Source organism: Pseudomonas sp. G166, from assembly GCF_037027455.2.
Taxonomy (GTDB): domain Bacteria; phylum Pseudomonadota; class Gammaproteobacteria; order Pseudomonadales; family Pseudomonadaceae; genus Aquipseudomonas.
In genome coordinates this window covers 3564825-3591115 of record NZ_CP146985.1, presented here as the reverse complement: position 1 = coordinate 3591115, position 26291 = coordinate 3564825, and the positions used below count along the sequence as shown (strand labels likewise).

Sequence of the window (26291 nt, the reverse complement as noted above, 5' to 3'; positions counted from 1 at the left end):
GGGCTTGGGCTCGTTTCGTCGGTTATTACGCGCCGAGCGCTCTGGCTCGGGCATTTGCTGGCTTTGGGGCACAACTGGCACCGGCCTTGCTCTATCCCCATGAACCCGCCCGACGGGTCTTCCAATAATAAAAACCGAGGTGCCTATGTTGTTTTCCTGCCCAGGCCATGTGCCTGTCTCGCCCATGGTGGCGTCATGAGTCGCCGGCCATTGACCGTGGGCATCATTGCCAACCCGGCCTCGGGCCGTGACGTGCGACGCCTGACCGCCAATGCCGGGCTGTTTTCCAGCACCGACAAAGTCTCGGTGATCCAACGGCTGTTGGCCGCCTTCGGCGCCACTGGCATCGAACAGGTGTTGATGCCCACCGACATGATTGGCATGGCTGCCGCTGTATTGAAGAACAGCCACAGCCGTCAGGCCCGCAGCAGTCATTGGCCGGCCCTGGAATTTCTGGACCTGACCCTGCGCCAGACCGTCGAAGACACCCGCAACGCCGCGCGTCAGATGGCCGAGCGCGAGGTGGCGCTGATCGCCGTGCTCGGTGGCGACGGCACGCACAAGGCCGTCGCCGCTGAAGTCGGTGATATCCCGCTACTGACCCTGTCCACCGGCACCAACAACGCCTTTCCCGAACTGCGCGAGGCCACCAGTGCCGGGTTGGCTGGTGGGTTGTATGCCAGCGGCCGGATCCCGGCGCAGATCGGCTTGCGTCGCAATAAGCGCCTGCTGGTCTGCGATGCCGGACGTGGTTTGCGTGAAGTCGCCCTGGTGGACGTCGCCGTGTCGCCGCTGCGCTTTGTCGGCGCCCGTGCCATCAGCCGGGCACAGGACCTGGCCGAAGTATTCGTGACCTTTGCCGAACCGCAAGCCATCGGCCTGTCGGCGTTGTGTGGCCTGTGGTTCCCGGTGTCACGCCAGGCCGCGGGTGGGGCCTGGATGCGCCTGGACCCGCAATCGCCCGAAGCGCTGCTGGTGCCGCTGGCGCCGGGCCTGTTGCAGGGGTGTGGCGTGCTCGCCGCCGGTCCTTTGGAACCTGGCATCGCCCACGGGCTGTCGTTGTCCAGCGGCACCTTGGCCCTGGATGGCGAGCGGGAAATCGAATTCAACGCGCAGGACCGGCCCACGGTCACCCTCGATGCCGGCGGCCCGCTGAGCATCGATGTCAACGCGGTACTGGCCTACGCCGCGCAACAGCGTTTGTTGGCCATTGGCCGCGAACACCCGCAACACCCTCTGAATCTTCAAGAAGACACCCCAGGAGAATAAAAATGTCGACACCGCTCAGCCACGATCAATTGCTGCACGCCTATCAGGTGATGCGCACCATTCGCGCGTTCGAAGAGCGCCTGCACGTGGAGTTCGCCACCGGCGAGATTCCCGGTTTCGTCCACCTGTATGCCGGCGAAGAAGCGTCGGCCGCCGGCGTCATGGCCCACTTGGGCGATGACGATTGCATCGCCTCCAACCACCGTGGCCATGGCCATTGCATCGCCAAGGGCGTGGATGTCTACGGGATGATGGCCGAGATCTACGGCAAGAAGACCGGCGTCTGTCAAGGCAAGGGCGGCTCGATGCACATCGCCGATTTCGAGAAAGGCATGCTCGGCGCCAATGGCATTGTCGGTGCCGGTGCGCCACTGGTGGTAGGCGCCGCGCTGGCGGCCCGGATGAAGGGCACCGACAGCGTTGCCGTGGTGTTCTTCGGTGACGGCGGCTCCAACGAGGGCGCGGTGTTCGAAGCCATGAACATGGCTTCGGTGTGGAACCTGCCGTGCCTGTTCGTCGCCGAAAACAACGGTTATGCCGAAGCCACGGCCTCCAATTGGTCGGTGGCCTGCGATCACATCGCCGACCGCGCCGCCGGGTTCGGCATGCCCGGGGTGACGGTGGATGGCTTTGACTTCTTTGCCGTGCATGAGGCGGCCGGGGCGGCGGTCGAGCGGGCCCGGGCCGGGGAGGGGCCATCGCTGATCGAGGTCAAGCTGACCCGCTATTACGGTCACTTCGAAGGCGACGCCCAGACCTATCGGGCGCCGGACGAGGTCAAGCATTTCCGCGAAAACCAGGACTGCCTGATGCAGTTTCGCGAGCGCACCACTCGATCTGGCTTGCTGTCGGTCGAGCAGTTGGACCAGATCGACAAGGAAGTGGAGCTGCTGATCGAAAACGCAGTGCGCAAAGCCAAGTCCGATCCCAAGCCAACGGCGGCGGACCTGCTCACTGACGTCTACGTCTCCTATCCCTGAACGCCCTTTATAAAACAAGAATAGAGAATCCCATCATGGCGAGAAAAATCAGTTATCAGCAGGCAATCAACGAGGCCCTGGCCCAGGAAATGCGCCGCGACGCCAGCGTCTTTATCATGGGCGAGGACGTGGCTGGCGGTGCCGGCGCGCCCGGTGAAAACGACGCCTGGGGCGGTGTGCTTGGTGTCACCAAGGGCCTTTACGACCAGTTCCCCGGCCGCGTGCTCGACACGCCGCTGTCGGAAATCGGTTACGTCGGCGCGGCGGTCGGGGCTGCCACCTGTGGCGTGCGCCCGGTGTGCGAACTGATGTTCGTCGACTTCGCCGGGTGCTGCCTGGACCAGATCCTCAACCAGGCGGCGAAGTTTCGCTACATGTTCGGCGGCAAGGCTTCCACGCCGCTGGTGATCCGCACCATGGTCGGCGCCGGCCTGCGGGCCGCCGCCCAGCATTCGCAGATGCTCACGTCCTTGTGGACGCACATTCCGGGGCTGAAAGTCGTGTGTCCGTCATCGCCTTACGATGCCAAGGGCTTGCTGATCCAGGCGATCCGCGACAACGATCCGGTGATCTTCTGCGAGCATAAATTGCTCTACAGCATGCAGGGCGAGGTGCCGGAAGAGCTCTACACCATTCCCTTTGGCGAGGCCAATTTCCTGCGCGACGGCAAGGACGTGACCCTGGTGTCTTACGGGCGCATGGTCAACACCGCGATGGACGCCGCTCGCAGCCTCGCCGGACGCGGCATCGATTGCGAAGTCATCGACTTGCGCACCACCAGCCCGATGGACGAAGACAGCATCCTCGAAAGCGTCGAGAAGACCGGACGGCTGGTGGTCATCGACGAGGCCAACCCGCGCTGTTCCATGGCTACCGATATTTCCGCGCTGGTGGCGCAAAAAGCCTTCGGCGCGCTCAAGGCACCGATTGAGATGGTCACCGCGCCACACACGCCGGTGCCGTTCTCCGATTCGCTGGAAGACCTGTATATCCCTGACGCGGCGAAGATCGAACAAGCCGTGCTCAACGTGATCGAGTGGAGCAAGCGCTGATGAGCCAGATTCATACCCTGACCATGCCCAAGTGGGGCCTGTCGATGACCGAAGGCCGAGTCGACGCCTGGCTCAAGGAGGAAGGCCAGGCCATTACCAAGGGCGATGAAGTGATGGACGTGGAAACCGACAAGATCTCCAGCAGCGTCGAAGCGCCGTTTTCTGGGATATTGCGTCGGCAGATTGCCCGGCAGGACGAAACCCTGGCGGTCGGCGCCTTGCTCGGTATTGTCGTCGACGGCGAAGCCAGCGATGCCGAGATCGATGCGGTTATCGAGCAATTCCAAGCCAGCTTTGTGCCGGGCGATGCCGCCGATGAAGACAACGGCCCGAAACCGCAGAAAGTCGAGTTGGACGGCCGAGTGATCCGGTATTTCGAGCGTGGCGAGGGCGGCACGCCGCTGGTGCTGGTACACGGTTTCGGCGGTGACCTGAATAACTGGTTATTCAACCACGAAGCACTGGCGGCCGGGCGCCGGGTGATTGCCCTGGACTTGCCGGGCCATGGCGAATCCGCCAAAACACTGCAGCGCGGCGATCTGGACGAGCTGAGCGGCGTGGTGCTGGCGCTGCTCGATCACCTGGACATCAACGCCGTGCACCTGGTGGGGCATTCCATGGGTGGGGCGGTGTCGCTGAATGCCGCACGCTTGATGCCCCAGCGTGTGCGCTCCCTGACCTTGATCGGCAGCGCCGGCCTGGGCCCGCAGATCAATGGCGGCTATTTGCAAGGCTTTGTCGAGGCCGCCAACCGCAACGCCCTCAAGCCGCAGTTGGTGCAACTGTTTTCCAATGCCGAGCTGGTCAACCGGCAGATGCTCGATGACATGCTCAAGTACAAGCGCCTGGAAGGGGTGGACGCCGCACTACAGCGACTGTCTGCGACGTTGTTCGCCGATGGCCGCCAACAGGTGAACTTGCGCGAAGTGGTGCAGGCCGGCCATGTGCCAACCCTGGTGGTCTGGGGCAGCGACGACGCAATCATCCCGGTGGCCCACAGCGATGGGCTGAGCGCAAAGGTCGAGGTGCTTTCCGGCCAGGGCCACATGGTGCAGATGGAAGCGGCCGAGCAGGTCAACCGACTGATCCTCGAGTTCATTGAACAGCATTGATCAAGCGGGCGGCGGAGTGATTCGTCGCCCCGACAAACTTCTGGAGGCAACGTCATGAACGTTTCAATCAAGCCTACCCGCAGCATGCGCGCCGCCGTCTGGCATGGCCGCAACGACATCCGCGTCGAAGACGTGCCACTGCCGGTTTCGCCGCCCGCCGGTTGGGTACAGATCCGCGTGCAGTGGTGCGGCATCTGCGGTTCCGACCTGCATGAATACGTGGCTGGGCCGGTGTTCATCCCGGTGGACGCGCCGCACCCGCTGACCGGAATCAAGGGCCAGTGCATCCTCGGCCATGAGTTCTGCGGCGAGATCGTCGAACTGGGCGCTGGCGTCGAAGGTTTCAGCATCGGTGAACCGGTGGCGGCCGATGCCTGCCAACACTGCGGCACCTGCTATTACTGCACCCACGGGCTGTACAACATCTGCGAAAACCTGGCGTTCACCGGGCTGATGAACAACGGTGCGTTTGCTGAATTGGTCAACGTGCCGGCCAATCTGCTCTACAAGTTGCCGGCCAATTTCCCTGCCGAGGCTGGCGCCTTGATCGAGCCCTTGGCAGTCGGTATGCACGCGGTGAAAAAGGCCGGCAGCCTGTTGGGCCAAAACGTGGTGGTGGTCGGCGCCGGTACGATCGGCCTGTGCACCATCATGTGCGCCAAGGCCGCTGGCGCGGCCCAGGTGATTGCCCTGGAGATGTCCGGCGCACGCAAGGCCAAGGCCCTGGAAGTCGGTGCCAACCATGTGATCGATCCGAAGGAGTGCGACGCCCTGGCCGAAGTGCGTCGCCTGACCGGTGGCCTGGGGGCGGATGTCAGCTTTGAGTGCATCGGCAACAAGCACACCGCCAAACTGGCTATCGACCTGATCCGCAAGGCTGGCAAATGTGTGTTGGTGGGAATCTTCGAGGAGCCCAGTGAATTCAATTTCTTCGACCTGGTGTCCACCGAGAAGCAGGTGCTCGGCGCGCTGGCCTACAACGGTGAGTTTGCCGATGTGATCGCTTTCATCGCCGATGGGCGCCTGGATATCTCGCCACTGGTGACCGGACGCATCCAGCTGGAGCAGATCGTTGGCCAGGGCTTCGAGGAACTGGTCAATAACAAGGAGCACAACGTGAAAATCATTGTGTCTCCCGCACGGGTCTGACTGAGAGCGCCCGGGTGGGCGATTTGGCGATGGCCGGCAGCGGCCATCGCATTTTTTACACAGCGTGTCGATTCATTCAGGCAGATAGTCCCGCCAGACATGCCCTTCGTTGAGCTGCAGTTGTTGTTCTTCCTGTTGCCGGAACGGGCGGTCGCAATCAAGGAAAAACTCATCGAGCTGGGGTGGCTTGATGCCGGTGCCACTGAGCATCCCATGGACTTGGCCACGGTGGTGGATCTGGTGTTCGAACAGGTGCAGTAACAGCCGGTCGATCCGCTCACGCACCACGCCGTCCACGCGTACCAGCTCAACGGAGCGGGCGAGGTCTCTTTCTCGCAGGCTTTCGCACAATGCCAGCAGTTGCTGGTCGGTTCGGGTTTGGCTTTCCTTCAGTTGGGCAAAGGCCAAGGTCTCGGAAAAGTCCTTGATCTGGCCGTCCCGGTCACCTTCCAGAGCGGTCAGGTAATAGCGGTCCACTTCCAGAATATGGCAGAGCGTGCCTTGTATGGACGGGAAGAACCCCGTGCGCGGCGCCTCGTATTCGGCTTCGCTCAACTGCGCGCAGGCAGTGAGCAGTCGGTGATTGGCCCACTGATTGTTCAGGGCCTGGGCCAGGAAGTAATTCATGGGGCACCTTGTGGGAGCGAGCTTGCTCGCGATGATGGCGGCACATCCAGCATAGTCGATTCAGACCGACCGCTATCGCGAGCAAGTTCGCTCCCACATGGGTGCTTTATTTACAGAGTATTGGGTCGGTTCTTAAAGCCCCACATCCGGCAACACCGGCCGATTGGCCAGAGCCTTGGCCATGATCTGCTCAACGTACAGCCGATCCTCTTGCGGCAGGGCCAGGCGTGGTGGGCGGGTGAGGGCGCTGCCGCGACCGGCAATGGCTTCGCACAGCTTGATGCATTGCACCAGGTCGGCGCGGGCGTCCAGGTGCAGGATCGGCATCAGCCATTCGTAGATCGGCATCGCTTCGGCAAAGCGTCCGGCGCGGGCCAGGCGGAAAATGGTCTCGCCTTCTTTCGGGAACACGTTGGACATGCCCGAGACCCAGCCTTCGGCACCCACGGCAAGGCTTTCCAGCACCACATCGTCCAGGCCTGCGAACAGTACAAAGCGGTCGCCGACTTCATTGCGCACGTCAATGAAACGCCGGGTGTCGCCGGAGGAATCCTTGAAGCACACCACGTTGTCGCAATCGGCCAGGGAAATCAGAATGTCCGGGGTCACGTCATTCTTGTAGATCGGCGGGTTGTTGTAGACCATCAACGGCACGTCGGCATGCCGAGCGACGTAGCGGAAATGCTCGGCGGTCTCGAACGGCTTGGAGCCATAGACCAGCGCCGGCATCAGCATCACTCCGTCAACCCCCACCTTACGCACCGCGTTAGCGACCTTGGCCGCTTGCACGCTGGTGAACTCGGCCACGCCGCAAATCACCGGCACCCGGCCCCGGGAAGCGTCTACCGCGACTTCGGTCACGGCGATCTTTTCCTCGGCGCTCAGGGAAGTGTTTTCCCCCACCGACCCGCAGACCACCAGGCCTGACACGCCATCACGAATAACGTTGGAAATCACTTGGTGGGTTTTTTCCAGGTTGATGGAAAAGTCATCGTTGAATTGGGTGGTGACGGCAGGGAAGACGCCGCTCCAGTTGATGCGTTTGCTCATGGTTGTCTCCGGTTTTGGTATTTCGTATACGTAAAAAGAATTGAATGCCCTACAAAGGGCGATTCCAGGTTCAAGAATCACGCGCCAGGCCAGGTATCCGAAAGCCGATAGCCCTGCGGCCACGGGTCGGCCGGGTCGAGCAGCAGTTGATGCGTGCCGGTGATCCATGCCCGCCCGGCGATGCACGGATAAATCGCCGGGCGTCCGGCCACGTCGGTCAGCGAGTCGATGCGGCAGTGGAATTCGGAGCCGATGATCGAGCGGCCGATGAACCGTTCGCCGACCTGCATCAAGCCCTTGGCGTGCAGCACCGCCATGCGCGCCGAGCAGCCGGTGCCGGTGGGGGAGCGGTCGATCTTGCCCGGCTGGATCACCACCGCGTTGGCGCCGGTGGCGATGCCATTCTCCTGGACGATGGGCGCGGCGATCTGGCAGAACGAGATATGCGACCAATCGGGGTTCAGCGGGTGGACGAAGCCCAGTTGTTCATTGGCGGCCCGGGTGATTTTCAAGCCCACGGCCACCAGCTCGGCGGCCTCGTCTGGACGGATGGCGAAGCCCAGGCGCTGGGCGTCGACAATCACAAAACTGTCGCCGCCGTACGCCGTGTCTACCTGCAACGAGCCCAGGCCCTCGACTTCGATCCAGGCATCGAGGCGGTCGGCGAAGGAGGGCACGTTCTTGATCTCCACTCGCTGCACCTTGCCGTCGCGGCAGTCGGCCACGGCTTCGATCAGGCCGCCCGGTGCCTCCAGCACCAAGCGGGTCTGGGGTTCGGTCATCGGCAGGATGCCGCTGTCCAGCAGCACAGTGGCGACGCACAACGAGTTGGAGCCGGACATTGGCGGGGTGTCGGCCGGTTCCATGATGATCCAGGCCATTTGCGCCCGCGGGTCCTTGGCCGGCACCAGCAGGTTAACGTGGCGGAATACGCCGCCCCGCGGCTCGTTGAGGACGAAGTTGCGCAGGGTCTGGTCCTGGGCGATCCAGCGGGACTGTTCCCACACCGTGGCGCCGGGCGGTGGGGCGACGCCGCCGACGATCACGTCGCCGACTTCGCCCTCGGCGTGGCAGCTGACTACATGGATGATTTTCGATGAGCGCATGAGTCAAATCCTTGTGTTGTCTTGTAGGGCCTCATCGCGAGCAAGCTCGCTCCCACACTGTTTTGTGAGCGCCACAGAACCTGTGGGAGCGAGCCTGCTCGCGATGGGCCATCCGCTATTTCACCGACTTGAGGAAAGCCGCCGTCTCCGGCTGCACGGGATTGCCAATCACCTGGTCCGGCGCCCCGATCTCATGGACCCGGCCATTGCAAAAGAACGCCACACGGTCGGACACGTCCCGGGCGAAGCGGATCTCGTGGGTCACCAGCACCATGGTCATGCCGTCTTCGGCGAGCATGCGCATGGTGTCCAGCACTTCGCCCACCAGTTGCGGGTCCAGGGCCGAGGTGGCTTCGTCGAACAGCATGTAGTCCGGCGACATCGCCAGGGCACGGGCGATGGCCATGCGTTGTTGCTGGCCGCCGGAAAGCTTGCCGGGAAAGGCCTTGAGCTTGTCCCCCAGGCCGACATGCTGGAGCTGTTGCACCGCCAGCGCCTCGGCGTCCTGCTGGCTTTTGCCCAGCACCTTGCGCGGCGCCAGCATCACGTTTTCCAGCACGGTCAGGTGCGGGAAGGCGTTCCATTGCTGGAACACGATGCCGATCTTCTGCCGCAAGCGATTGAGGTCGGTGGCGCGATCATGAACCTCGACACCGTCCACGCGAATGCTGCCTTTCTGGATCGGCTCCAGGCCGTTGATGCACATCAGCAGGGTCGATTTTCCGGAGCCGGAACCGCCGATGATCGACACCACTTCACCCTTGTCCACGGTCAGGCTAACGCCCTTGACCACTTCCAGGTCACCGAAGGATTTGTGCACGTTTTCGATCTCAATCATTTTCCTGCCACCTTCTTTCCAGACGTGCGCCGAGGCGGGCGACCACCAGGCTCATGACGTAGTAAATGAGGCCCGCGATGCACAGCACCAACAGGGGTTCCTGAATGCGCGTGACAATGGTTTGCGAAGCACGGAGCAATTCGACGATGCCGATCCACATCACCAGCGCGGTGTCTTTCATCACGCCGAGCACCAGGTTCAGCCAGCCGGGAAAGGCCACCCGCGTGGCAATCGGCAGGACGATGAAACGCAAGTCCTGCAAGTAACTCAGGCCCAGGGAGCGGCTGGCCCGGCGGGTGCTCAGTGGGACCGCCAGCACGCCACCACGGACGATTTCGGTGAAGTACGCGGCGGCGTAGACCCCGAGCACGATGCAACCGACCGCGAAGGCACTGAGGTTCAGGCCGACGATGCTCTTGAGGGAGTTGAACAGCACGAACTGGATCAGCAGCGGCACGCTGCGAAACACGTCCAGCACCCAGGCCAGCGGCAGGCTGGCCCGGGGCAACAGTGCTCGCAACAGGCCGAACAGCAAGCCGGCCAGGGTACCCAGCAGGATCGACCAGACGGTCAGTTGCAGCGTGACCCAGGCCCCATTGAGCAAGAACAGCAGGTCGTTAACGGTGAGGCTTGTAGAGAACATGACCAGCCCTCCTCAATAACGAAACAAGCGCCAGGACAACAGCCGGGCCAGCCCGACGATCAGCTTGGCGATCAGGTAATACAGCACCGCCGCGAGGGCGAAGTACTCGAAGGTGCGGAACGTCTTGACGTTGTATTCCTGGGTAACGCCAGTGAGGTCGTTGTTCAGGCCGACGACCACGCCCAACGACGTCATCAACACCGCCCAGACCATCTGGTTGGTCAGCGGGTAGAAGACGATGCGCAACAGTTGCGGAACGATGATCATCCGGTAGGCCTGGAAAGCGCTCATGCCCAGGGAACGAGCGGCACGCATTTGCGTACTCGGCACGGCCTTGAGGCCGCCACGAAAGTTTTCTGCCAGGTAACCGGCATTGTTGAAGGTGATCCCGGCCAGCAAGGCCAGCCAGGAACTGACGTGCAGCCCGAGGGAGCCGAGGCCGAAGTAGAGGATGTAGATCTGGAACAGCGAGGGGGTGTTGCGGGCGATGGACACCCAGCCGTTGCCCACGCCCCGCAGCAAGGGATGCCGGGCTTGGCGCATCACTGTCAGTACCAGGGCGATCAATACGCCGAAAATCATCGACAGCGCGGCGGTTTCAAAAGTTACCCAGGCCCCGGCCAGCATATCGGGTAGGGCGCGCAGGGCCGGGCGCCATTGGAAGCTGTAGTCAAACATGGGTAGTGCCCCCCGTACGGGCGGTGGGTCGCAGCCACGTCGGCGGCTGGCCGCTGGTCGCGGCGGTGCACGCGGCGTCGACGCATTCGGCAAGGGCGGCAAAGTGCACCCCACGACCAACCAGGCCGGGTGCGTAATGGGCGTATTTGCCGGAGTTGGTCATCAGCGTGGTGGCGTGGGGCGGGATCACCGGTTCGCCCAACATGCACCAGCAGGTGTCGGTTACCAGCACCGCACCGAAGGCCTCGATGGCCGCCAGGTAGCCGGCCTTGCGTGCCTGCTCCAGCACCGCTCGACCGCAGGTAATCGCCAGCACCACATACGGATGCTTGACCCGCCCCGCGCACAAGGTCGCGAGGGCGGCGAATTCGCTGAGGGAGAAATGTGGGTTACCCAGGGACACCACGTCCACCCAGTTGTCCCGGGCGCTGTTGAGCTCGCGCCAACTGGCAAGCAGGCCGGCGGTATCGACGCTTTCCTGCGGCAACGTGACGTCGCTCCCCAGGACCGCCGTCGGGTCGAGGGCTTCCGGCGTCACCCCGGCGATGTGGAACAACGGCGCGGCGCTGGTGGTGGCGAATGCGGCGCCGAAGGCCTTGAGGTCGTCCAGGGTTGGCGCGGCGTGTTCCAGGCCGCGTATCAGCGGGATACGACGGCCCGCCAAAGCGCCGATGTGATAGCCCAGCAGCGGATAGAAGCTGTCGTCCGTGTTGCCCAGCGCTGGCACATCGATGATCAGCCCGGCCTTGCGCGGGGCGTCGAGATGACAACCTGTCAACGGTGCCCGCCCGCACAGGGCAATGCAGATGTCGAGGAAGTCCGGGTACTTCTGCGTACGCGCACCCAGCACGCTGTTGGCGTAGACCACCGCGTTGGATTCGGCCCAGACGATTTGCTCGCCGGCCTTGGGCGCGGTCTCCAGCAGGTAGGGCGCGCAGGTGAAACTCAGCTGCGCGCCCATCGCCATATAGGCATCGCCCAAGGCACTGGCCGGCTCGCCCAGGGCCGGATCGACGCCCAGTTCACGCCAGCGACGCTGGTCCACGGAGATGGAATTGAGGGTGGTGGGCACCCGGACCTTCGCGCCCCACTGCACCAGTTGTTCGGCAAAGCGCAGGCTGGCCGGGCCGGTGTAGATGCAGCCGTCGATGTGGGCCTGGGTCACGTCCAGCAGTTGCGTGGCCCCCTGGATCTCGGCCATGCGTAGCACGATTTGCATCGCCACTTGGGCCGCCTTGCCGTGGGCGCCGTCGAGCAACGCCCGGTCCTGTTCGGTGAGGCGCAGGGTTGAAGGCGTCGGTGGCTGCAAGGCAACATTCGACTCATGCCAGCCATCGTTGGGACGGCGGCCAGTCAGGGTCAGGCAATCGCCTTCGACGCGGACGAAACCCTGGCCGCGCAGACTGTTGAAGGCCTCTAGGCCTACACACAAGACCGGCAAGGAACGCTGGAAAATCACTTGCGCCACCAGCACGCCCAGGGTCAGGATCTCATCGGCTTCGGCCAGTATCAGAGCGGCGGGGGCGTGGCCGTTGCTGATCAGTTCCATCAACACGCTACTGCCGGTGCAGGAGCCACGCCCGCTGGGAATCGCCAGCACACGCCCGGCCAAGCGCTCACCGCTCAGCGAGTGATGCCGGTCGATGACTTCGCCACTGGCCGGATCGACCCCGCCCCAGAAGCTCAAGCCGACATCGGCGAACAGCAGGGCGCCCTGGGCGGCACCCTCCACCAGACTGCGACCCTTCACACGGATAGGCGTGCTTGGCATGCGCCGATCCTCAGTAGTAAACCTGCGGCACGGTCAGGTTGGCTGGCGGGATGTCGGTGCCGACCCATTTGACGAACAACTCTTTGTAGCGGCCCGTGCGCACCTGCTGGTTGACGAACAGGTTGAGGTAGTTGAGCAGGCCGTATTCGCTGCGCTTGGCGCCCAGGGATACGTAGTCGATGACATAAGGCGCGTCGCCGGCGATCTTCAGGCCTTTGTATTTGCCCGATTTGATGGTCGCCGCCGCCACGGTGTTGGTGACCACGGTCGCGTCAATGTGGCCTTGGGCGACGGCCAGCAGGGTGTCGTTCTGCGACTGGTAGGCGCGGAAACTGCCGCTGCCCCAGCTCTTCTGGTCTTTTTCCAGGGCGATGGCTTCGTAGGTGCTGCTGGTGTTGCCGAGTTTCTTGCCCTTGAGGTCGGCGTAGCTGTTGATGCCGGTGTCGTCGCGGGTCAGCACGACCATTTGGAAGGCGAAGTAGGGCACCGTCAGGCCGACGGTCTTGGCTCGCTCCAAGGTGTCAGACGTGGATGCGACGATGACATCGGCGCGACCGGACAGCAGCGCGGGGATTCGGTCGGAGAAAGGGGTTTCCACCACTTCGGCGTCCACACCGAGGACCTTCGCCAGATCGTGGCAATAGTCCACATCGAATCCCGCCGGCTTGTTGTTTTCATCGCGAAAGCCCATGGGTGGGAAGTCCAGGGTTACGGCGCAACGCAGCGTGCCCGAGCCAATGATGTCGTCGAGCTTGTCAGCGTGGGCGGGGGCAATGAAAAGCGGGGTGAGGACAACGCTGAGGGCTACGGCCAATGCAGGGTTTTTCATAAATGCCTCGCTGTCGAATAAATGCGGTGAGATATCGTATTGAGGATTTCGTATACGATATTAGATAAGCAAGCGGCGTGCCGGTTTGCTGCTCATTCGCGGGAATGCCGCCGGAGGACTGATATAGAGGCTTTCATGGGCGGTGGTGAAGCTCAGGGCAGCGGGCAACGCTGGCCCAGGGTGTTACAGATGGGAGCAGCCACGAGGCGCCATGCCCCGTTAGGGAACAGGCCTCAGCGCTGATTCTCGCGATACTGGCTGGGGGACAGGCTGGTCAGGGCCCGGAACTGGCGGCTGAAAGCACTGTGGTCGGTGTAACCGCAGCGCAAGGCGATTTCGGTGATTGGCAGGTCTTGATCCAGTAGCAACCGCGAGGCTTCTTCCAGCCGCGCCTTGTGAATCATCTGCCGGGGCGTGAGCTGGAAAATGCGTTTGCAGTGCCGCTCCAACTGCGCCACTGATAACCCGGCGATGGCGGTCAGTTCAGCCAGGCTGATGGGGCGGGCGAAGTGGCTTTTGATATGGGCATCCACCGCCGCCAGTTTCTGGAAGGCCGGATGGCTCGATTGGGGCAGTTGCAGGTCGCGGGAGATACCGGCGAGGCCGACGATCTGGCCGGTGGGGTCATGCAGGGCGAGCTTGTGGGTCAGGCACCACACGGGTTGGTTGCCGTAATACAAATGCAGTTCGAGCTGGTCGGCCAACTCCCGGCCGCTGGCCAGCACCCGGCGATCCTGCTCGGTGTACAACGGGCCGAAGCGTTCGGGGAACACCTGTTCGGCGGTGAGGCCGAGCAGGTCGGCGCTGTGTTTGAAGCCGCAGCGGCGGGCCAGGGTCTGGTTGACGAAGGCGTAGCGGGCTTGCTTGTCCTTGATGAAAAACACCACATCCGAAAGGGTGTCCAGCAGCGGCGCGATGGGTTGCAAGCTGCGCAGCAGGGTGTCGAGGTCGCAGGGGGCGAAAGAGGTGAGCGAAGGGTACATGGCCGACGTCGTCTTTTTGTGGAAGCGATGGCGGAGTGTCAATCGAAAATGCGCTGGCTGTCACGCCGTCATCGCGAGCAGGAGTTGTGGTGGACATGATATCTGGTGAGCGCCACTGACCAGTGTGGGAGCGAGCTTGCTCGCGATGACGACGGCACATCCAAAATCACTGCAAGCTGATCCACCGCTATCGCGAGCAAGCTCGCTCCCCCAAGGGCTTGTATATGGCTCAAGTGGTCGGGGGTTCTTGCAGGTGCAGCAAGGTATCGATCCGCGCCGGGCTGAACGGCGGGCGTGGGGCGGGTGGTGTCCAGCCGAGCAGGTGTTCCAGCGCGGCGCCGCACACCCGGCCTTGGCACGCGCCCATGCCGCAACGGCTCGCCAGTTTCGCTTCGCGCCAGTTTTCATGGCCGATCAGTTCGCCATACGGCACGTCTTCGCAACGACAGACCAGGGTGTCGGCGCGGGCCAGGGTCTTGAGCCGTGGATCGAGGGTGAAGGCCTTGTTCAATGCCTGGGCGAAACCCTGCCAGTGTGTGCGCCGGGGCCACAGGCGCTGGGCTGCCGCAGTATCGCCGACGGCGGCATGGCCGGCGATGGCGCCTTCCACCAGCGCCAGTTCGCTGCCGCCAAAACCGGTGCATTCCCCAGCGGCGTAATGTCCGACGCGGGTGGTGGTTTGCCAGGCATCAACGGCCAGCGCCTGGCCTTCCAACGCGCAGCCCAGGGCCTGACCGAGTTGGGTGTTGGGAATGAGCCCGAAGCCACAGGCCAGCCGGTCGCAGGCCAGTTCAATCGTCTTGCCTTGTTGCAGCAAGCGCACGCCCTCGAGCCGTTCCTGCCCCAAGGCCTCCAGCACATAAGTGCCGGTACGGTAGTGGTGGTCGAACAAACTGAACGATTGGAAGAGCTTGCCCGGCCAGCGTGGCAATTGCGCGGCGAAACCGGCGACGGCGGTGCGACTGGCTTGCTCGGCGATGCGCAGCACCTGCGCACCTTGATGTTTCGCCGTGGCGGCGCTGGCCAGTAGCAAGGGGCCGCTGCCGGCGATCACCAGCCGTTCGCCGCGCACCGGCAGGCCGCCCTTGATCAGCGCCTGCAAGCCGCCGGCTCCGGTCACGCCGGGCAACGTCCAGCCGGGGAAGGGCAGCAGCAATTCCCGGGCGCCGGTGCAGAGGATCAAGCGCTCGTAAGTGATCCGCCAGCCGCGCTCGGCATCCTCCACCAACAGGGTTTTGTCTCCTGCGCAGGCGATTACCCGCGCGCCAGCGTGGCAGCGGACGTTAGTGCAGGCATGCAACCGGTCCCGCAGGCGGCGTGCCTGGGTCGGCAGGTTGGCCTGAGGACCGTCGCGCCAGATCTGCCCGCCCGGTAGCGGATTGTCGTCCAGCAGTACAATGCGCGCGCCGCTGCTTGCTGCAGCCAGGGCGGCCGCCATGCCGGCAGGGCCGGCGCCGATGATCAGCAGGTCGGTGGTTTCATTCATGGTCGGGTCTGCACCCGCATACCATCGCGGCACAAGGTCTGGCAGGCCAGACGCCGATGGCCGTCGATCGTCACCCGGCATTCCTGGCAGATGCCCATGCCGCACAAAGGCGCACGGCGCTGGCCGCTGACCGACGTGCGGCTGCTGCCGTCGGAGCCCAAGGCCAATGCCGCCGCGACACTGGTGCCGCTGGCGACCGAGAGTGGGTGACCGTCGAGGAATAATTCAGGCATGGGCCGGTTCTCCCAGGAAACGCTGCGGCAGATAAGCTTGAGGGGCAAGTGGCGAGGTTTCGTTGAACAGCTGCGCGGCCAGCAGGTCGGCGGTCGCGGGGGCCGTGGTGACGCCCAGGCCTTCGTGACCCACCGCCAGCCACAGGCCCTGGCGCTGCGGATGTTGGCCCACCAACGGCAGGCCGTCGGGGCTGGCCGCACGAAAACCGGTCCAGGCACGAATGCCGTTGAGCTGCGCCAGCCCCGGCATGTATTCGACGGCGCGCTTGAGCATCCTCGCCAGCATCCAGCCTTCCACCTGTGGGTCGACGGTGCCGAACTGCCGCGAGGCACCGATGAACAATTGCCCGGTCGGGCGCGGCTGGATATTGCACGCCACCGATGGCCCGCTGGCGTTGTGGGCGCTGGTGACATAGCCCAGTTCCACCAACGTATGGGTGATGGCGGCGGGGTAGCGATCAGTGATCAGCAGGTGACCTTTTTTCGCTTCGATGGGCAGCTCCGGGCACAGCTCGGTGGCCTGGATGCCATTGGCCAGGACTACCGCGTCGGCGCTCAACCAGCGGCCGTCGTCAAGGCGCACGCGGTGGCCGTCGACTTCGCTGACCCGGGCGCGCTGCTGGCGAATGTTGGGCGCGTCGAGCATCCAGCGCGCGGCAGCCGGGGCGTAGAGGATGCCGTCACCCTTGATCAGCAACCCGCCTTCCAAACCTTCGCGCAATTGAGGTTCACGCTGGTGCAGGGCGGCGCGACCGATCAGTTCGCAGGCTTCGCCATGGGCCAGCAGATTCAGATATTTACTATGGGCCACCGCCATTTCTTCGGCATTGGCCGCCAGCCACAGGGTGCCGTTGTTGCGCCAGGCGCAGGCCTCGGGCAGGGCCGGGGCCAGTTCGCGCCAGCGTTGCAGGGAGTATTGACTGAGGGCCAGTTCCGCCGGGTTGTCATCCAGCACCAGCAGATGGCCCATGCCAGCTGCCGTCGCGCCATGCCAACCGGCGTCCAGCACCAGCACTTGCAAGCCGCGTTGGGCCAATGTCCGGGCGCAGGCAGCGCCGATGATGCCGGCGCCGATGATGATCACGTCGGCGACCTGGCCCTCGCTCACGAACGGATACCCCAGGCAAACGGATCATCTGCGTCGATGATCAGCGTGGTTTCGGCGCTGATGTAGGCTCGACCACGGATGGTCGGCACGATGCGCTCGCCCGAGCGTTCATAAGAGCCTTCGAATTCACTGCCAATCACGCTGGCCTGGCGCCAGATCTGCCCGGGTTGCAACTTTCCATCGGCGGCCAGGCAGGCCAGTTTGGCGCTGGTACCGGTGCCGCAAGGGGAGCGGTCATAGGCCTTGCCGGGGCAGAGCACGAAGTTGCGGCTGTCAGCGTGCGGGTCGTCGGCGAACAGTTCGATGTGGTCGATCAGGCCGCCGTCCTCGCCGCGAAAACCCTGCTGCTCCAAGGCTTGCTGCACAGCGTAGGTATAGGCGGTCAACGCGTCGAGGTTATCGCCGGCCACGCGCTGGCCGTGGTCGGCGATCAGGAAAAACCAGTTGCCCCCCCAGGCCACATCACCCACCACCTTGCCGATGCCCGGCACCTCCAGTTCCAGTGCCTTGCGGTACCGGTAGGCCGGCACGTTGCGCACGCTGACCGAATGGTCGTCGTGCAAGGTGGCTTGTACCGTGCCCACCGGGGTTTCGATGCTGTGTACGCCGGGACCGATCCGTCCCAGATGAGCCAGCGACGCCACCAGGCCGATGGTGCCGTGGCCGCACATGCCTAGGTAGCCGCTGTTATTGAAGAAGATCACCCCGGCACAGGCACTCGGGTCCACCGGTTCACAGAGCAGCGCGCCCACCAGCACATCGCTGCCGCGGGGTTCCAGCACGCAGGCCGTGCGCCAGGCATCGTGTTGCTCGGCCAGGCGCTGCCGGCGCTCGGCCATGCTGCCTCGACCCAGGTCGGGAAAGCCGTCGGTGACCAATCGGGTCGGCTCGCCGCCGGTGTGGGAATCGATCACGGTGATGCGTTTCATGGGGGCCACGTCCGTTCAGATGATTGACGGCAAGGGTGGCCCGCGCCGGGGGGCGACGGCTTGATGGATTTATCTGGTGCCGGTGACGAAATCGGCACAGTGCGGCCCAGCCAGATGAGCCTGGTCAGGCGTTCCTGTCTTGCCATCGCCATTCGATATGCTCGGTATTGATCCCCAAGGCCTCGAGCTTCTCGGCCACATACCGCAGGCAGGCGCCGCCGTCGGGCCTGTAATGTCCGGAAGCATCGTTGACCATGGCAATCACATGGTCCATACGACGTTCGGTGACCCTGAACTCCCCAGCACACATGACGGGCCTGCCACTGCCGAGCTGGCTATGCCTTACATAATTGCCCCGGTCGCTATGTTCCCAGCGCTTATAAATAATGGCGTGTTCCGGTGTATAGACCCATGTGTAGCTATTGGACTGGTCGTTGGGGGACAACAGCTCACTGGTGTGTGTCTTCAGTTGATTGCCGATCAATTTGCCGTCCCACATCCCGATCAACTGGCCTACGCCGTCTATTTTCGACGGGTCATAACAACGCCAATGCACCAGGTCACCGATAAAGGGCATCCACCTGATCGGATAGGTCTGGGCGTTGAGATCGATGGATCTGTGATCGGAATTTTTCCAGTCGGCGAAATGAATGTGACCCGACCATACGAATCGCAAGTGCGCGGATGAGTTTCTGAGCCATTTGTTGATCTGTTTGAATGAGGTATTGGTGTAGATGTCATTGGCTTTGATCAGCACCGATTCCAGCGCCCAGTCATCAGAAGCGATCGGGTGTGCGACGGGCACCTGGTAGAGGACCAGGCCGTCAATTTCCATCAGCGAAATACGCGGTCGGCCGAACATCCGGGCAATGTCGATATCCACGTGGATGACTTGCCCCACCCTGGGCGCTTCACAGAACAACTGCATCTGACCCAAGGGGCCCATCGATATATAGATGCTGTCGTCCGTGCCCGCCCAGTTTTGATTCTTTATGGAGGCTGTAACAGAAAGGCTGTCGATGAAGGTGTCGAATGGATGTGTCATGGTTGAAAGCAGGTGTCTGTCTTGAATAACGAAGGCACCTGATTCTAGGGCGGCGTCGGACAGCCGCCGCGGTATATATGTATAGGTCTTCAAGAAGTACCGAGTCGCTCATCGACTCGGTACGACGGGCAGGCTCAATGGCTGGAAGGCAGGAACTCGAACAGCGTCTTGCAGACCCCGGCGATGTGTTCGTCCAACAGCTTCACCGCCCGTTCGACATCACCGGCACGGCAGGCGTCGAGGATTTCCCGGTGCTCGTGGTCGGCGCGCTCCTTGCCAGCTGAAAGGCTCATTTGCATGCGCAAGTAGCGCTCCAGCTTGTCATGGACCGAACGGATCAAACTCACCAGGAAGGGCCGTTGCGCCGGCTCGTAGAGGCAGGCATGCAATTGCCAGTTCAGTTCGGCCCAGCGTCCGACGTCGTCCTCACCGATGAATTCCTGGCAGATGCGCTCGGCGCGAGCGAAGGTCTCTTCGGTCATGTTGGGAATCGCCAGGCGCAGCACCTTGTCCTCCAGCAGCATGCGGACTTCGAACATCTGCGCCAACTCTGCCTCGGAAATACGCGTGACCATCGCCCCGCGATTGCGCTGGAACATCACCAGGCCCTCGGCCTCCAGACGCTTGAGGGCTTCGCGTACGGGGATCTTGCTGACGTTGAACTGGCGGGCGATGTCGTCCTGGCGAATCGGCTCGTCCTCGGCAAAATGCCCGGCGACGATGGCATCGCGCAGGTGGCGGGTGATGATTTCCGAGGTGGAAGGGGTGTTGCCCAGGTCGGGTAGATTGAACTTGGATAAGGTCACGGCGGCAGGTCGTTCGGCTTGGATGGGGATATGGTATACGACTTTGCCGGGTGCAAGTCGAGCGGTCCGGGTCCTCACCACAGGTCGCGCACTGCCCAAAGGGTTGTGTTCAGCCATGGGACAGTTGGGTGACACATGCCTGCGTCCGAACGATGATCAATCCCGTGACACCTGCACCCGCAGCCAGCGCCAGACCGAACAATACCAGCGCCACATCCGCGCCGAGATAGTCGGCCAGTAAACCCGTCACCACCACCGGGATGCTGAACCCGACATAAGCGAACAGGAAAAATCCGGCGCTGACCCGGGCCTTTTCCTCGCCGGCCATGGCCGTGACGGCTGACAATCCACCCAAGTACAGAAAACCGTAGCAGGCACTGCTCGCTCCCAGTGCGCCCAGCAGTACGGCGGCCAGGGACCCGACGCTCGCGCCCCAGGCCAGCAACGCGTAGCTCAACGGCAGGATCAACAGGCCCAAGCCAGTGGCCCTGGCCGGTTGCATGCGGCGCACCCAAGGTTGAAAGAGCAGCCCGCAACTGATCACAGTGAAGGTCGACAGACCCGACCAGCGTTGCAGGTCGTGGGTGGCAAGCACCGAAGGCAGGATGGCGATGACCAGGCCCGAGGTCGCCCAGGCCAGCAGCATCGAAAAACTGTAGGGCAGGCTGCCGGCGGGGAACAGTGGCAAGCGCAACAGTGCTGCGTTACTGATTTTCACGGCAGGGTCCGGTAAGCGCCAGACCACGCCGATTGCGACGGCAGCCAGCAGCAATTGCAGCCAGAAGCTGCCGGGCGTGACGCTGTGATGGACGAACAGAAACAGGCTGGTCAAGGCCGCGCCCAGACCAAACCCCAGAGAGGTGCTGGCGGTGACCCGGTTGGCCGGTGAGCGGGTATCGCGGGTGACCATCAGTTCGGTCATGTAGGCCGTCGATGTCGCCGAGGCCAGCCCCGTGCCGACGCCCATCATCAGCCGCGCCACGCCCAGCGCCAGCAGGCTCGGCCAGAGCAACGTCACCACCGTCGCCAGCATCGACAGGCCCAGCGCGATCAGGATCAACGGCCTGCGTCCCACTCGGTCGGCCAGCCCGCCGAAGGCCAGCAGGACCGGCAACACGCCCAGCACGTAACCGGAAAATGCTACCGCCGTGGCGCCAGCACCATAGCCGGACAACTGCGCGTAGGTGGTGTACAGCGGTGCTTGCAGGTTGACCGCCAGGGTGATCAGGCAAAGACCGAACGCCAGTCCCCACGCGTGTCGATGTTGTGTGTTCAAAGGTGTTCCTTAGGTGGGTGTGCTCGGGTGCAGTCGTTGGGACTATCACTTGTGGGGAGCCACTCGAACAAGGAACACCCAGCGGCCTTTTGTGCTTAACTGTTCGCTCGAAATTCAAGAACACTTGGACAAGAGTGCGCGCGTGGACCTGAACATTGATCGCAACGCTGCTGAACCGGTGATCCGCCAACTGGTGACTCACGTCATGGGGTGGATACAGTCCCATGGCATTCGTCCCGGTGCGCGCATGCCTTCCATCCGTCAATTGGCCCAGGAAAACAACCTGAGCCTGTCGAGCGTGATCAAGGCTTATGACCAACTGGTGGCCGTCGGGGTGCTGGAGTCGCGCCATGGGTCGGGCTTCTTCGTCGCGCAGCCGTTGTCCCAGCCCGCGGCGCCGGCCGTTGAACCGGACAACGTGGCATGGCGGCTGTTCGACAATCAATCGACACAACTCAAGCTGGGCTGTGGCTGGCTGCCCGACGCCTGGCGCGACGAGACCGACCTGGGCCAAGCCATCCGGCAGGTGGTGCGCAGCGACAGCCAGGCGCTGTTCAACTACAGCACCCCGCTGGGCTCGCCGCAGCTGCGCCTGCACATCCAAAAACGCTTGGGGCTGATCGATATCCACGCCGATCTGGGGCAAATTCTCACTACCCAAGGCGCCAGTCATGGCCTTGACCTGCTGGTGCGCACGCTACTCAAACCCGGCGACCTGGTGCTGGTGGAGAGCCCCGGTTATTACAATCTGTTCAACCTGCTGCAGCTCCACGGGGTCAAGACCCTGGCGGTACCCAGGACCGCCCAGGGGCCGGATATCGCCAGCCTGGAGCGAATCCTGAGCCAGCATAAACCCACGTATTTCTTCATCAACAGCATGTACCAGAACCCCACCGGTACCAGCCTGGCGCCGAGCGTGGCCTATCGTCTGCTGCAACTGGCCACGCTGCATGACTTTCGCCTCATCGAGGACGACATCTACGCCGATTTCCAGAACGGCCCGACCTCACGCCTGGCGACCCTCGATGCCCTGGATCGGGTGATCTACCTCGCGAGTTTCTCCAAGACGCTGTCCAGTTCGCTGCGCATCGGTTATGTGGTCGCCCAGCCCGAAATCATCAACCGCCTGGCCGAAGTCAAGATGGTGACCGGCATCGGTTGCTCGCTGCTGGCCGAAAACGTGGTGGCGACGTTGTTGGCCAACGGCGCGTATCGCAAGTTGATCCAACGCTTGCGTCAACGCCTGAACAAGCAGATGGCGAGTACGCTGCGCCAACTGGACCCGGTGCATTGGGAGGTCTTTGCCGAGCCGACTGGGGGCCTGTTTATCTGGGCCAGGCCTCGGCGGCTCGATGCACGACGGGTTGAGCAGATCGCGCGGGAACTGCACATCCAACTGTCCCAGGGCTCGACTTTCCTGCCTGGGGGGGAGGCTTGCGACTGGCTGCGGCTGAACGTGGCCTATACCCAGGATATTCGGGCGCAGAGGTTCTTTCAGCGGGTTGAAAGGGAGTCTGCAGCGTTTCAGTGAGCAGGGTGAATGTCCCGGCGCCATCGCGAGCAAGCTCGCTCCCACATGGGTTCATGGATATTTACAGAAATCGCGTCCGCCACAAATCCCTGTGGGAGCGAGCCTGCTCGCGATGGCGGACTGACAGACGCCAAAAAATGATGCTAATGGGAATTTATATCAAACAAGAATGAGTTCATGTATCTTTCGCGACACATTCTTGTCGGCCTCGAAAATGGCCGGTGTTCTTTCATTAGGATTGTGCATCGATGCGTCGGATTCTTGTTTCACTGTGTGTGCTCCAGGCTTATTCGGTTTCCACCTGGGCAGATGAGCCCATCTCTACGGACAGGGCACCGCTGGAGCTGCAAGCCACGGATATCGTTGGCGAGTCGGATTATGAGAATGCGCAGGGCCCGGTGAAGGGGTACCACGCCACCCGTTCCGCCAGCGCAACCCGTACCGACACCGCAATCCATGAAACCCCGCAATCGATCTCCGTGGTGTCCCGCGACGTTGTCGAAGACCTCAGCGCCACACGCCTGCAAGACGCCCTCGACTACGCCGGCGGGGTTGGCCGGGGCAATAACTTCGGCGGCCAGGGCCTGACCACGTTCACCGTTCGCGGCTTCACCACGGGGGAGTTCTATCGCAATGGCTTCCCGATCAACCGGGGCTACCCGAACATGCCTGATGCCAACACCATCGAGCGCCTGGAGGTGCTGCGAGGGCCGGCGACCATGCTGTATGGCCGTGGCGACCCGGGCGGTACCTTCAACGTGGTGTCCAAACAACCTTTGGCCGAGCGAAAGGTGACCTTGGGTAGCCAGCTCAACGATCAGGGTATGCGCCGTGGCACGTTGGATGCCTCCGGCCCGTTGGATGAACAAGGCAACCTGGCCTATCGCCTGAACGTGATCGGCGAGGGCGGGGACACCTTTCGCGACCACGTCGAGACCGAGCGTTATGGCATTGCGCCGGTGGTCTCCTGGCAGGTCAACGACACCACGCGCTTGATCTTCGAAGGCGATTTCATGCGCAACAATGCTCCGCTGGACCGTGGCTTGACTCACTATGCCGGCCAGCGCGGCACCGCATCGCGCGATACGTTTTTCGGCGAAAAAGACGCCGGCAAGCTGCACAACGACAACAACATGCTGCAGGTGCGTTTCGAACACATGCTCAACGACGACTGGACCCTCGCCGGCGGCACCCAGTGGCTCGATGGCACGTTGCAGGGCAACGCGGTCGAAGGCAACGGCATCGCCGCCGATGGGCGCACCCTGGGTCGCAACTTCAACTACCGCAAGCTGGAATGGAGCGACCGCGACACTCAGTTGAACCTCACCGGGCATTTTTCCACCGGCGGGTTCGAGCACACGCTGTTGACCGGGATCGAATATGAGGACTATGACTACCAGTCCATCATCCAACGTTCCGCCGCCGGTGCCGGTGCCTACCCGATCGATATCTTCGATCCGGTGTATGGCCAGCCGCGCCCGGCGCTGACGCGCACGCCCACTGACGACCAGGAAAACCTCAAGACGTTCGGCGTGTTCGTCCAGGACCAAGTGGCGCTCACCGAACGCTTGAAACTGTTGGCTGGGGCGCGTTTCGAGCGCTTTGAGCATGAGTATGAGACCTTCGTCCCTCAAGCCCGGCCTGGCAGCAGGAACTGGGATGTCACTGACAGCGCCGTTACCCCGCGCCTGGGTGTGATCTACGACCTGACCGACACGGTGGCGGTCTACGCCAACACCGCCCGCTCTTTCAAACCCAACACTGGGGCCAGCCGCGAAGGGGGCGGGTTCAAGCCGGAAGAGGGCAAGTCCTACGAAATGGGCGTCAAGTGGGAAGCGCTGGATCGCCAGTTGAGCGTCGATGCGGCGATTTACCAGATCGAAAAGCGCAACGTGCTCACGCCTGACCCACTGGATTCCACATTCAACGTCGCCGCTGGCGAGGTGCGCAGCCGTGGTTTTGACCTGAACGTGGCGGGCAACCTCACGCCAGAATGGCGCATGATCGGGGGCTACGCCTATGTGGACGCCGAGGTGACCAAGGACATCAATATCCCCACCGGCACCCGCCTGCTCAACGTGCCCCGGAACACCTTCAGCCTGTTGAACGTCTACGAGTTCCAGGACGGCGGTCTCAAGGGCCTGGGCCTGGGGCTGGGCGGCAAGTACGTCGGCGAGCGGGCCGGCAATACGGCGGCCAACGCCTTTACCATGGACAGCTACACCGTCGTCGACCTGCTCGGCTACTACAAGGTCAACGAGCGGATTCGCCTCAACCTGGACCTGAAGAACCTGTTCGACGCCGATTATGAGGAAGGCGCATTTGGGGGTGTCTATGCCTATCCAGGCGCACCGCGGACGGTGCAGGCTGGTATCTCCTACACGCTCTGAGTCCAATGCTTGATGAAAACCCCGAAGGTTTTGCCTCCGGGGTTTTTCTTTTTTACCACTTGCCTGTGCTCATCCCGCCGTCCACCGGCAGTATCGCGCCCGTCGTGAAATCAGCGCCCGCCAGGTACAGCACGGCTTCGGCAATTTCCTCGATGGTACCCACGCGACCGGCCGGGGCCAGGTTGTCGAGGAACTCGCGGTGCGCCGGGTCATGCATCGGCGTGTCGATGATCCCGGGAGCGACGGCGTTGACCTTGATGTTGTAGGGCGACAGTTCCAGGGCCAAGGCGCGGGTCATCTGGTTGACGCCGCCCTTGATCAACACCGGCAGTGCTGCCGGTACCTGGATGTTCGGTTGCAGCGCCACAGCCGCCGAGATGTTGATGATGAAACCTTGCTGGCGACTGATCATGTGCGCGGCAGCGGCCTGGCTGGCGTAGACCAGCCCCTTGAGGTTGGTGTCCAGCAGCGCGTCCAGGTCCTGGGGGCTGTATTCGATGAAGGGTTTTGGCAGAAAGAAACCGGCGTTGTTCACCAGCCCGTCCACCGCCCCGAACGCCTCGATGGCTTTGTTGATGAGGGTGGTCGAAGTGGCCGGGTCAGCGACATCGCCGGCCACGCCAATGAAACCGGCCGGGTGCCCGAGTAGCCCTGCGGCATCGTCCAGGCCTGACTGGGAACGGGCGTTGCCCACCACGTTATAGCCACGAACGAGAAACGCCTTGACCAAGCCAAGGCCGATGCCGCTGGAGGCGCCGGTGATGATGACGGTTTTGTTGAGGTTCATGATGGGACTCCTGATCACGTTGAGTTGAAACCGTTGCGCCTGGGTGGGCGGTGGTTGAGATCAGGGTATTGATGTGCCGAGGGTTGATAAATGGGGGTTCTGGTACTTGAGTTGATACCTGATGTAATCAATTGTGTGATCACCACTGGACCATTGTGGGAGCGAGCTTGCTCGCGATAGCGGTATATCAGCCGACTCAAATGTTGACTGGAATACCGCTATCGCGAGCAAGCTCGCTCCCACAGGGTTATTGGGTTGGCAGATATAAAAAAGCCCGATCAATCGGACCGGGCTCGGAAGTTTAGAACGTCATTCCTTGGGCAGACTTCGATACTCAGTCGTGGTGATCCCCGCATACCCCCAGTTATCCGTATCGACCTCCTCGATCACGATATGGGTCAAGTGCGGGTCCTTGCCCAGCACGCGCTGGAGGGTTTCGGTGATTTCTGCAATCACCTGGGCTTTCTGCTCGCGGGTGACGCCATCGCGGGTAATACGCACATTGACGAAAGGCATGTTGCACTCCTGCTGGTGAGAAAGGGCGCAGGAGGATTCCTGCGCTACTGCGGGCCACTGTATTTATATGTCACGGGCTGATAAACAGGCATTTGGA

The 26291-nt window shown here is 62.6% G+C and carries 25 protein-coding genes; 7 read left to right on the top strand and 18 right to left on the bottom strand.

Annotated elements, in window-relative coordinates:
• Positions 1-195 precede the first annotated feature (195 nt).
• The 5 genes from SGN16_RS15475 (at position 196) to SGN16_RS15455 (ending at position 5562) form a co-directional block, all read left to right on the top strand.
• Positions 196-1269, top strand: a complete 1074-nt coding sequence (locus SGN16_RS15475) for an NAD(+)/NADH kinase (protein WP_335945548.1) — start codon at positions 196-198, stop codon at positions 1267-1269.
• A 2-nt stretch (positions 1270-1271) separates the two neighbouring features.
• Complete coding sequence (locus SGN16_RS15470; RefSeq protein WP_210638901.1) at positions 1272-2249, top strand: thiamine pyrophosphate-dependent dehydrogenase E1 component subunit alpha; 978 nt, start codon at positions 1272-1274, stop codon at positions 2247-2249.
• Positions 2250-2284: 35 nt separating this feature from the next.
• Positions 2285-3301, top strand: coding sequence for an alpha-ketoacid dehydrogenase subunit beta (locus SGN16_RS15465; protein WP_210638900.1), 1017 nt, complete (start codon positions 2285-2287; stop codon positions 3299-3301).
• Positions 3301-4413 (top strand): acetoin dehydrogenase dihydrolipoyllysine-residue acetyltransferase subunit, encoded by a 1113-nt coding sequence (locus SGN16_RS15460; RefSeq protein ID WP_335945547.1) that lies wholly within the window; start codon positions 3301-3303, stop codon positions 4411-4413. Before SGN16_RS15465 ends, SGN16_RS15460 begins: the two co-directional genes overlap by 1 nt.
• An 84-nt stretch (positions 4414-4497) precedes the next feature.
• Positions 4498-5562: a 2,3-butanediol dehydrogenase gene (locus tag SGN16_RS15455; RefSeq protein WP_335945555.1), complete on the top strand. Its 1065-nt coding sequence runs from the start codon at positions 4498-4500 to the stop codon at positions 5560-5562.
• A 72-nt stretch (positions 5563-5634) separates the two neighbouring features.
• On the opposite strand, the gene SGN16_RS15450 is transcribed toward SGN16_RS15455, so the two are convergent.
• The 16 genes from SGN16_RS15450 to SGN16_RS15375 form a co-directional block, all read right to left on the bottom strand.
• On the bottom strand, positions 5635-6189 hold the full coding sequence (locus SGN16_RS15450; RefSeq protein ID WP_335945546.1) for a DinB family protein: 555 nt from the start codon (positions 6187-6189) through the stop codon (positions 5635-5637).
• A 132-nt stretch (positions 6190-6321) separates the two neighbouring features.
• The gene (locus SGN16_RS15445; RefSeq protein ID WP_210638896.1) at positions 6322-7239 is read right to left on the bottom strand and encodes a dihydrodipicolinate synthase family protein; all 918 of its coding nucleotides are present in this window, start codon (positions 7237-7239) and stop codon (positions 6322-6324) included.
• Positions 7240-7316: 77 nt separating this feature from the next.
• Complete coding sequence (locus SGN16_RS15440; protein ID WP_063320806.1) at positions 7317-8345, bottom strand: proline racemase family protein; 1029 nt, start codon at positions 8343-8345, stop codon at positions 7317-7319.
• A gap of 115 nt (positions 8346-8460) precedes the next feature.
• Positions 8461-9183, bottom strand: a complete 723-nt coding sequence (locus SGN16_RS15435) for an amino acid ABC transporter ATP-binding protein (RefSeq protein ID WP_210638895.1) — start codon at positions 9181-9183, stop codon at positions 8461-8463.
• A complete protein-coding gene (locus SGN16_RS15430) occupies positions 9176-9826 on the bottom strand; it encodes an amino acid ABC transporter permease (protein ID WP_210638894.1) in 651 nt (216 codons plus the stop codon). The genes SGN16_RS15435 and SGN16_RS15430 overlap by 8 nt, the downstream gene beginning before the upstream one ends.
• A 12-nt stretch (positions 9827-9838) precedes the next feature.
• Positions 9839-10504: an amino acid ABC transporter permease gene (locus SGN16_RS15425; protein ID WP_003182423.1), complete on the bottom strand. Its 666-nt coding sequence runs from the start codon at positions 10502-10504 to the stop codon at positions 9839-9841.
• Positions 10497-12275 carry an aconitase family protein gene (locus SGN16_RS15420; RefSeq protein ID WP_210638893.1) on the bottom strand — a complete coding sequence of 593 codons (1779 nt, stop codon included), beginning with the start codon at positions 12273-12275 and terminating at the stop codon, positions 10497-10499. The genes SGN16_RS15425 and SGN16_RS15420 overlap by 8 nt, the downstream gene beginning before the upstream one ends.
• A 10-nt stretch (positions 12276-12285) precedes the next feature.
• On the bottom strand, positions 12286-13104 hold the full coding sequence (locus SGN16_RS15415; protein WP_335945545.1) for a transporter substrate-binding domain-containing protein: 819 nt from the start codon (positions 13102-13104) through the stop codon (positions 12286-12288).
• Positions 13105-13337: 233 nt separating this feature from the next.
• Positions 13338-14087, bottom strand: coding sequence for an AraC family transcriptional regulator (locus SGN16_RS15410; protein WP_210638891.1), 750 nt, complete (start codon positions 14085-14087; stop codon positions 13338-13340).
• A gap of 229 nt (positions 14088-14316) precedes the next feature.
• Positions 14317-15573 (bottom strand): FAD/NAD(P)-binding oxidoreductase, encoded by a 1257-nt coding sequence (locus SGN16_RS15405; protein ID WP_335945544.1) that lies wholly within the window; start codon positions 15571-15573, stop codon positions 14317-14319.
• Entirely contained in the window at positions 15570-15806 is a 237-nt protein-coding gene (locus tag SGN16_RS15400; RefSeq protein WP_335945543.1) for a (2Fe-2S)-binding protein, read from the bottom strand. Before SGN16_RS15400 ends, SGN16_RS15405 begins: the two co-directional genes overlap by 4 nt.
• Positions 15799-16914, bottom strand: coding sequence for an FAD-dependent oxidoreductase (locus SGN16_RS15395; protein WP_335945542.1), 1116 nt, complete (start codon positions 16912-16914; stop codon positions 15799-15801). The genes SGN16_RS15400 and SGN16_RS15395 overlap by 8 nt, the downstream gene beginning before the upstream one ends.
• Positions 16911-17843, bottom strand: a complete 933-nt coding sequence (locus tag SGN16_RS15390) for a 4-hydroxyproline epimerase (RefSeq protein ID WP_210638887.1) — start codon at positions 17841-17843, stop codon at positions 16911-16913. Before SGN16_RS15390 ends, SGN16_RS15395 begins: the two co-directional genes overlap by 4 nt.
• 124 nt (positions 17844-17967) lie before the next feature.
• The gene (locus SGN16_RS15385) at positions 17968-18981 is read right to left on the bottom strand and encodes a hypothetical protein (RefSeq protein WP_335945541.1); all 1014 of its coding nucleotides are present in this window, start codon (positions 18979-18981) and stop codon (positions 17968-17970) included.
• Positions 18982-19022: 41 nt separating this feature from the next.
• Positions 19023-19694 carry a GntR family transcriptional regulator gene (locus SGN16_RS15380; protein WP_210638885.1) on the bottom strand — a complete coding sequence of 224 codons (672 nt, stop codon included), beginning with the start codon at positions 19692-19694 and terminating at the stop codon, positions 19023-19025.
• 109 nt (positions 19695-19803) lie between these two features.
• On the bottom strand, positions 19804-20970 hold the full coding sequence (locus SGN16_RS15375) for an MFS transporter (RefSeq protein WP_335945540.1): 1167 nt from the start codon (positions 20968-20970) through the stop codon (positions 19804-19806).
• A gap of 142 nt (positions 20971-21112) precedes the next feature.
• Between SGN16_RS15375 and SGN16_RS15370 the strand changes: the two genes are divergently transcribed.
• Together SGN16_RS15370 and SGN16_RS15365 are read left to right on the top strand one after the other, a co-directional pair.
• Positions 21113-22501, top strand: coding sequence for a PLP-dependent aminotransferase family protein (locus SGN16_RS15370; protein ID WP_335945539.1), 1389 nt, complete (start codon positions 21113-21115; stop codon positions 22499-22501).
• A gap of 248 nt (positions 22502-22749) precedes the next feature.
• Entirely contained in the window at positions 22750-24891 is a 2142-nt protein-coding gene (locus SGN16_RS15365; protein WP_335945538.1) for a TonB-dependent siderophore receptor, read from the top strand.
• Positions 24892-24943: 52 nt separating this feature from the next.
• Here the strand turns inward: SGN16_RS15365 and SGN16_RS15360 are convergent, their stop codons facing one another.
• The gene (locus tag SGN16_RS15360) at positions 24944-25678 is read right to left on the bottom strand and encodes an SDR family NAD(P)-dependent oxidoreductase (RefSeq protein WP_335945537.1); all 735 of its coding nucleotides are present in this window, start codon (positions 25676-25678) and stop codon (positions 24944-24946) included.
• Between the two features lie 309 nt (positions 25679-25987).
• Positions 25988-26194, bottom strand: a complete 207-nt coding sequence (locus SGN16_RS15355; protein ID WP_135845331.1) for a 4-oxalocrotonate tautomerase family protein — start codon at positions 26192-26194, stop codon at positions 25988-25990.
• Between the last annotated feature and the right edge of the window lie 97 nt (positions 26195-26291).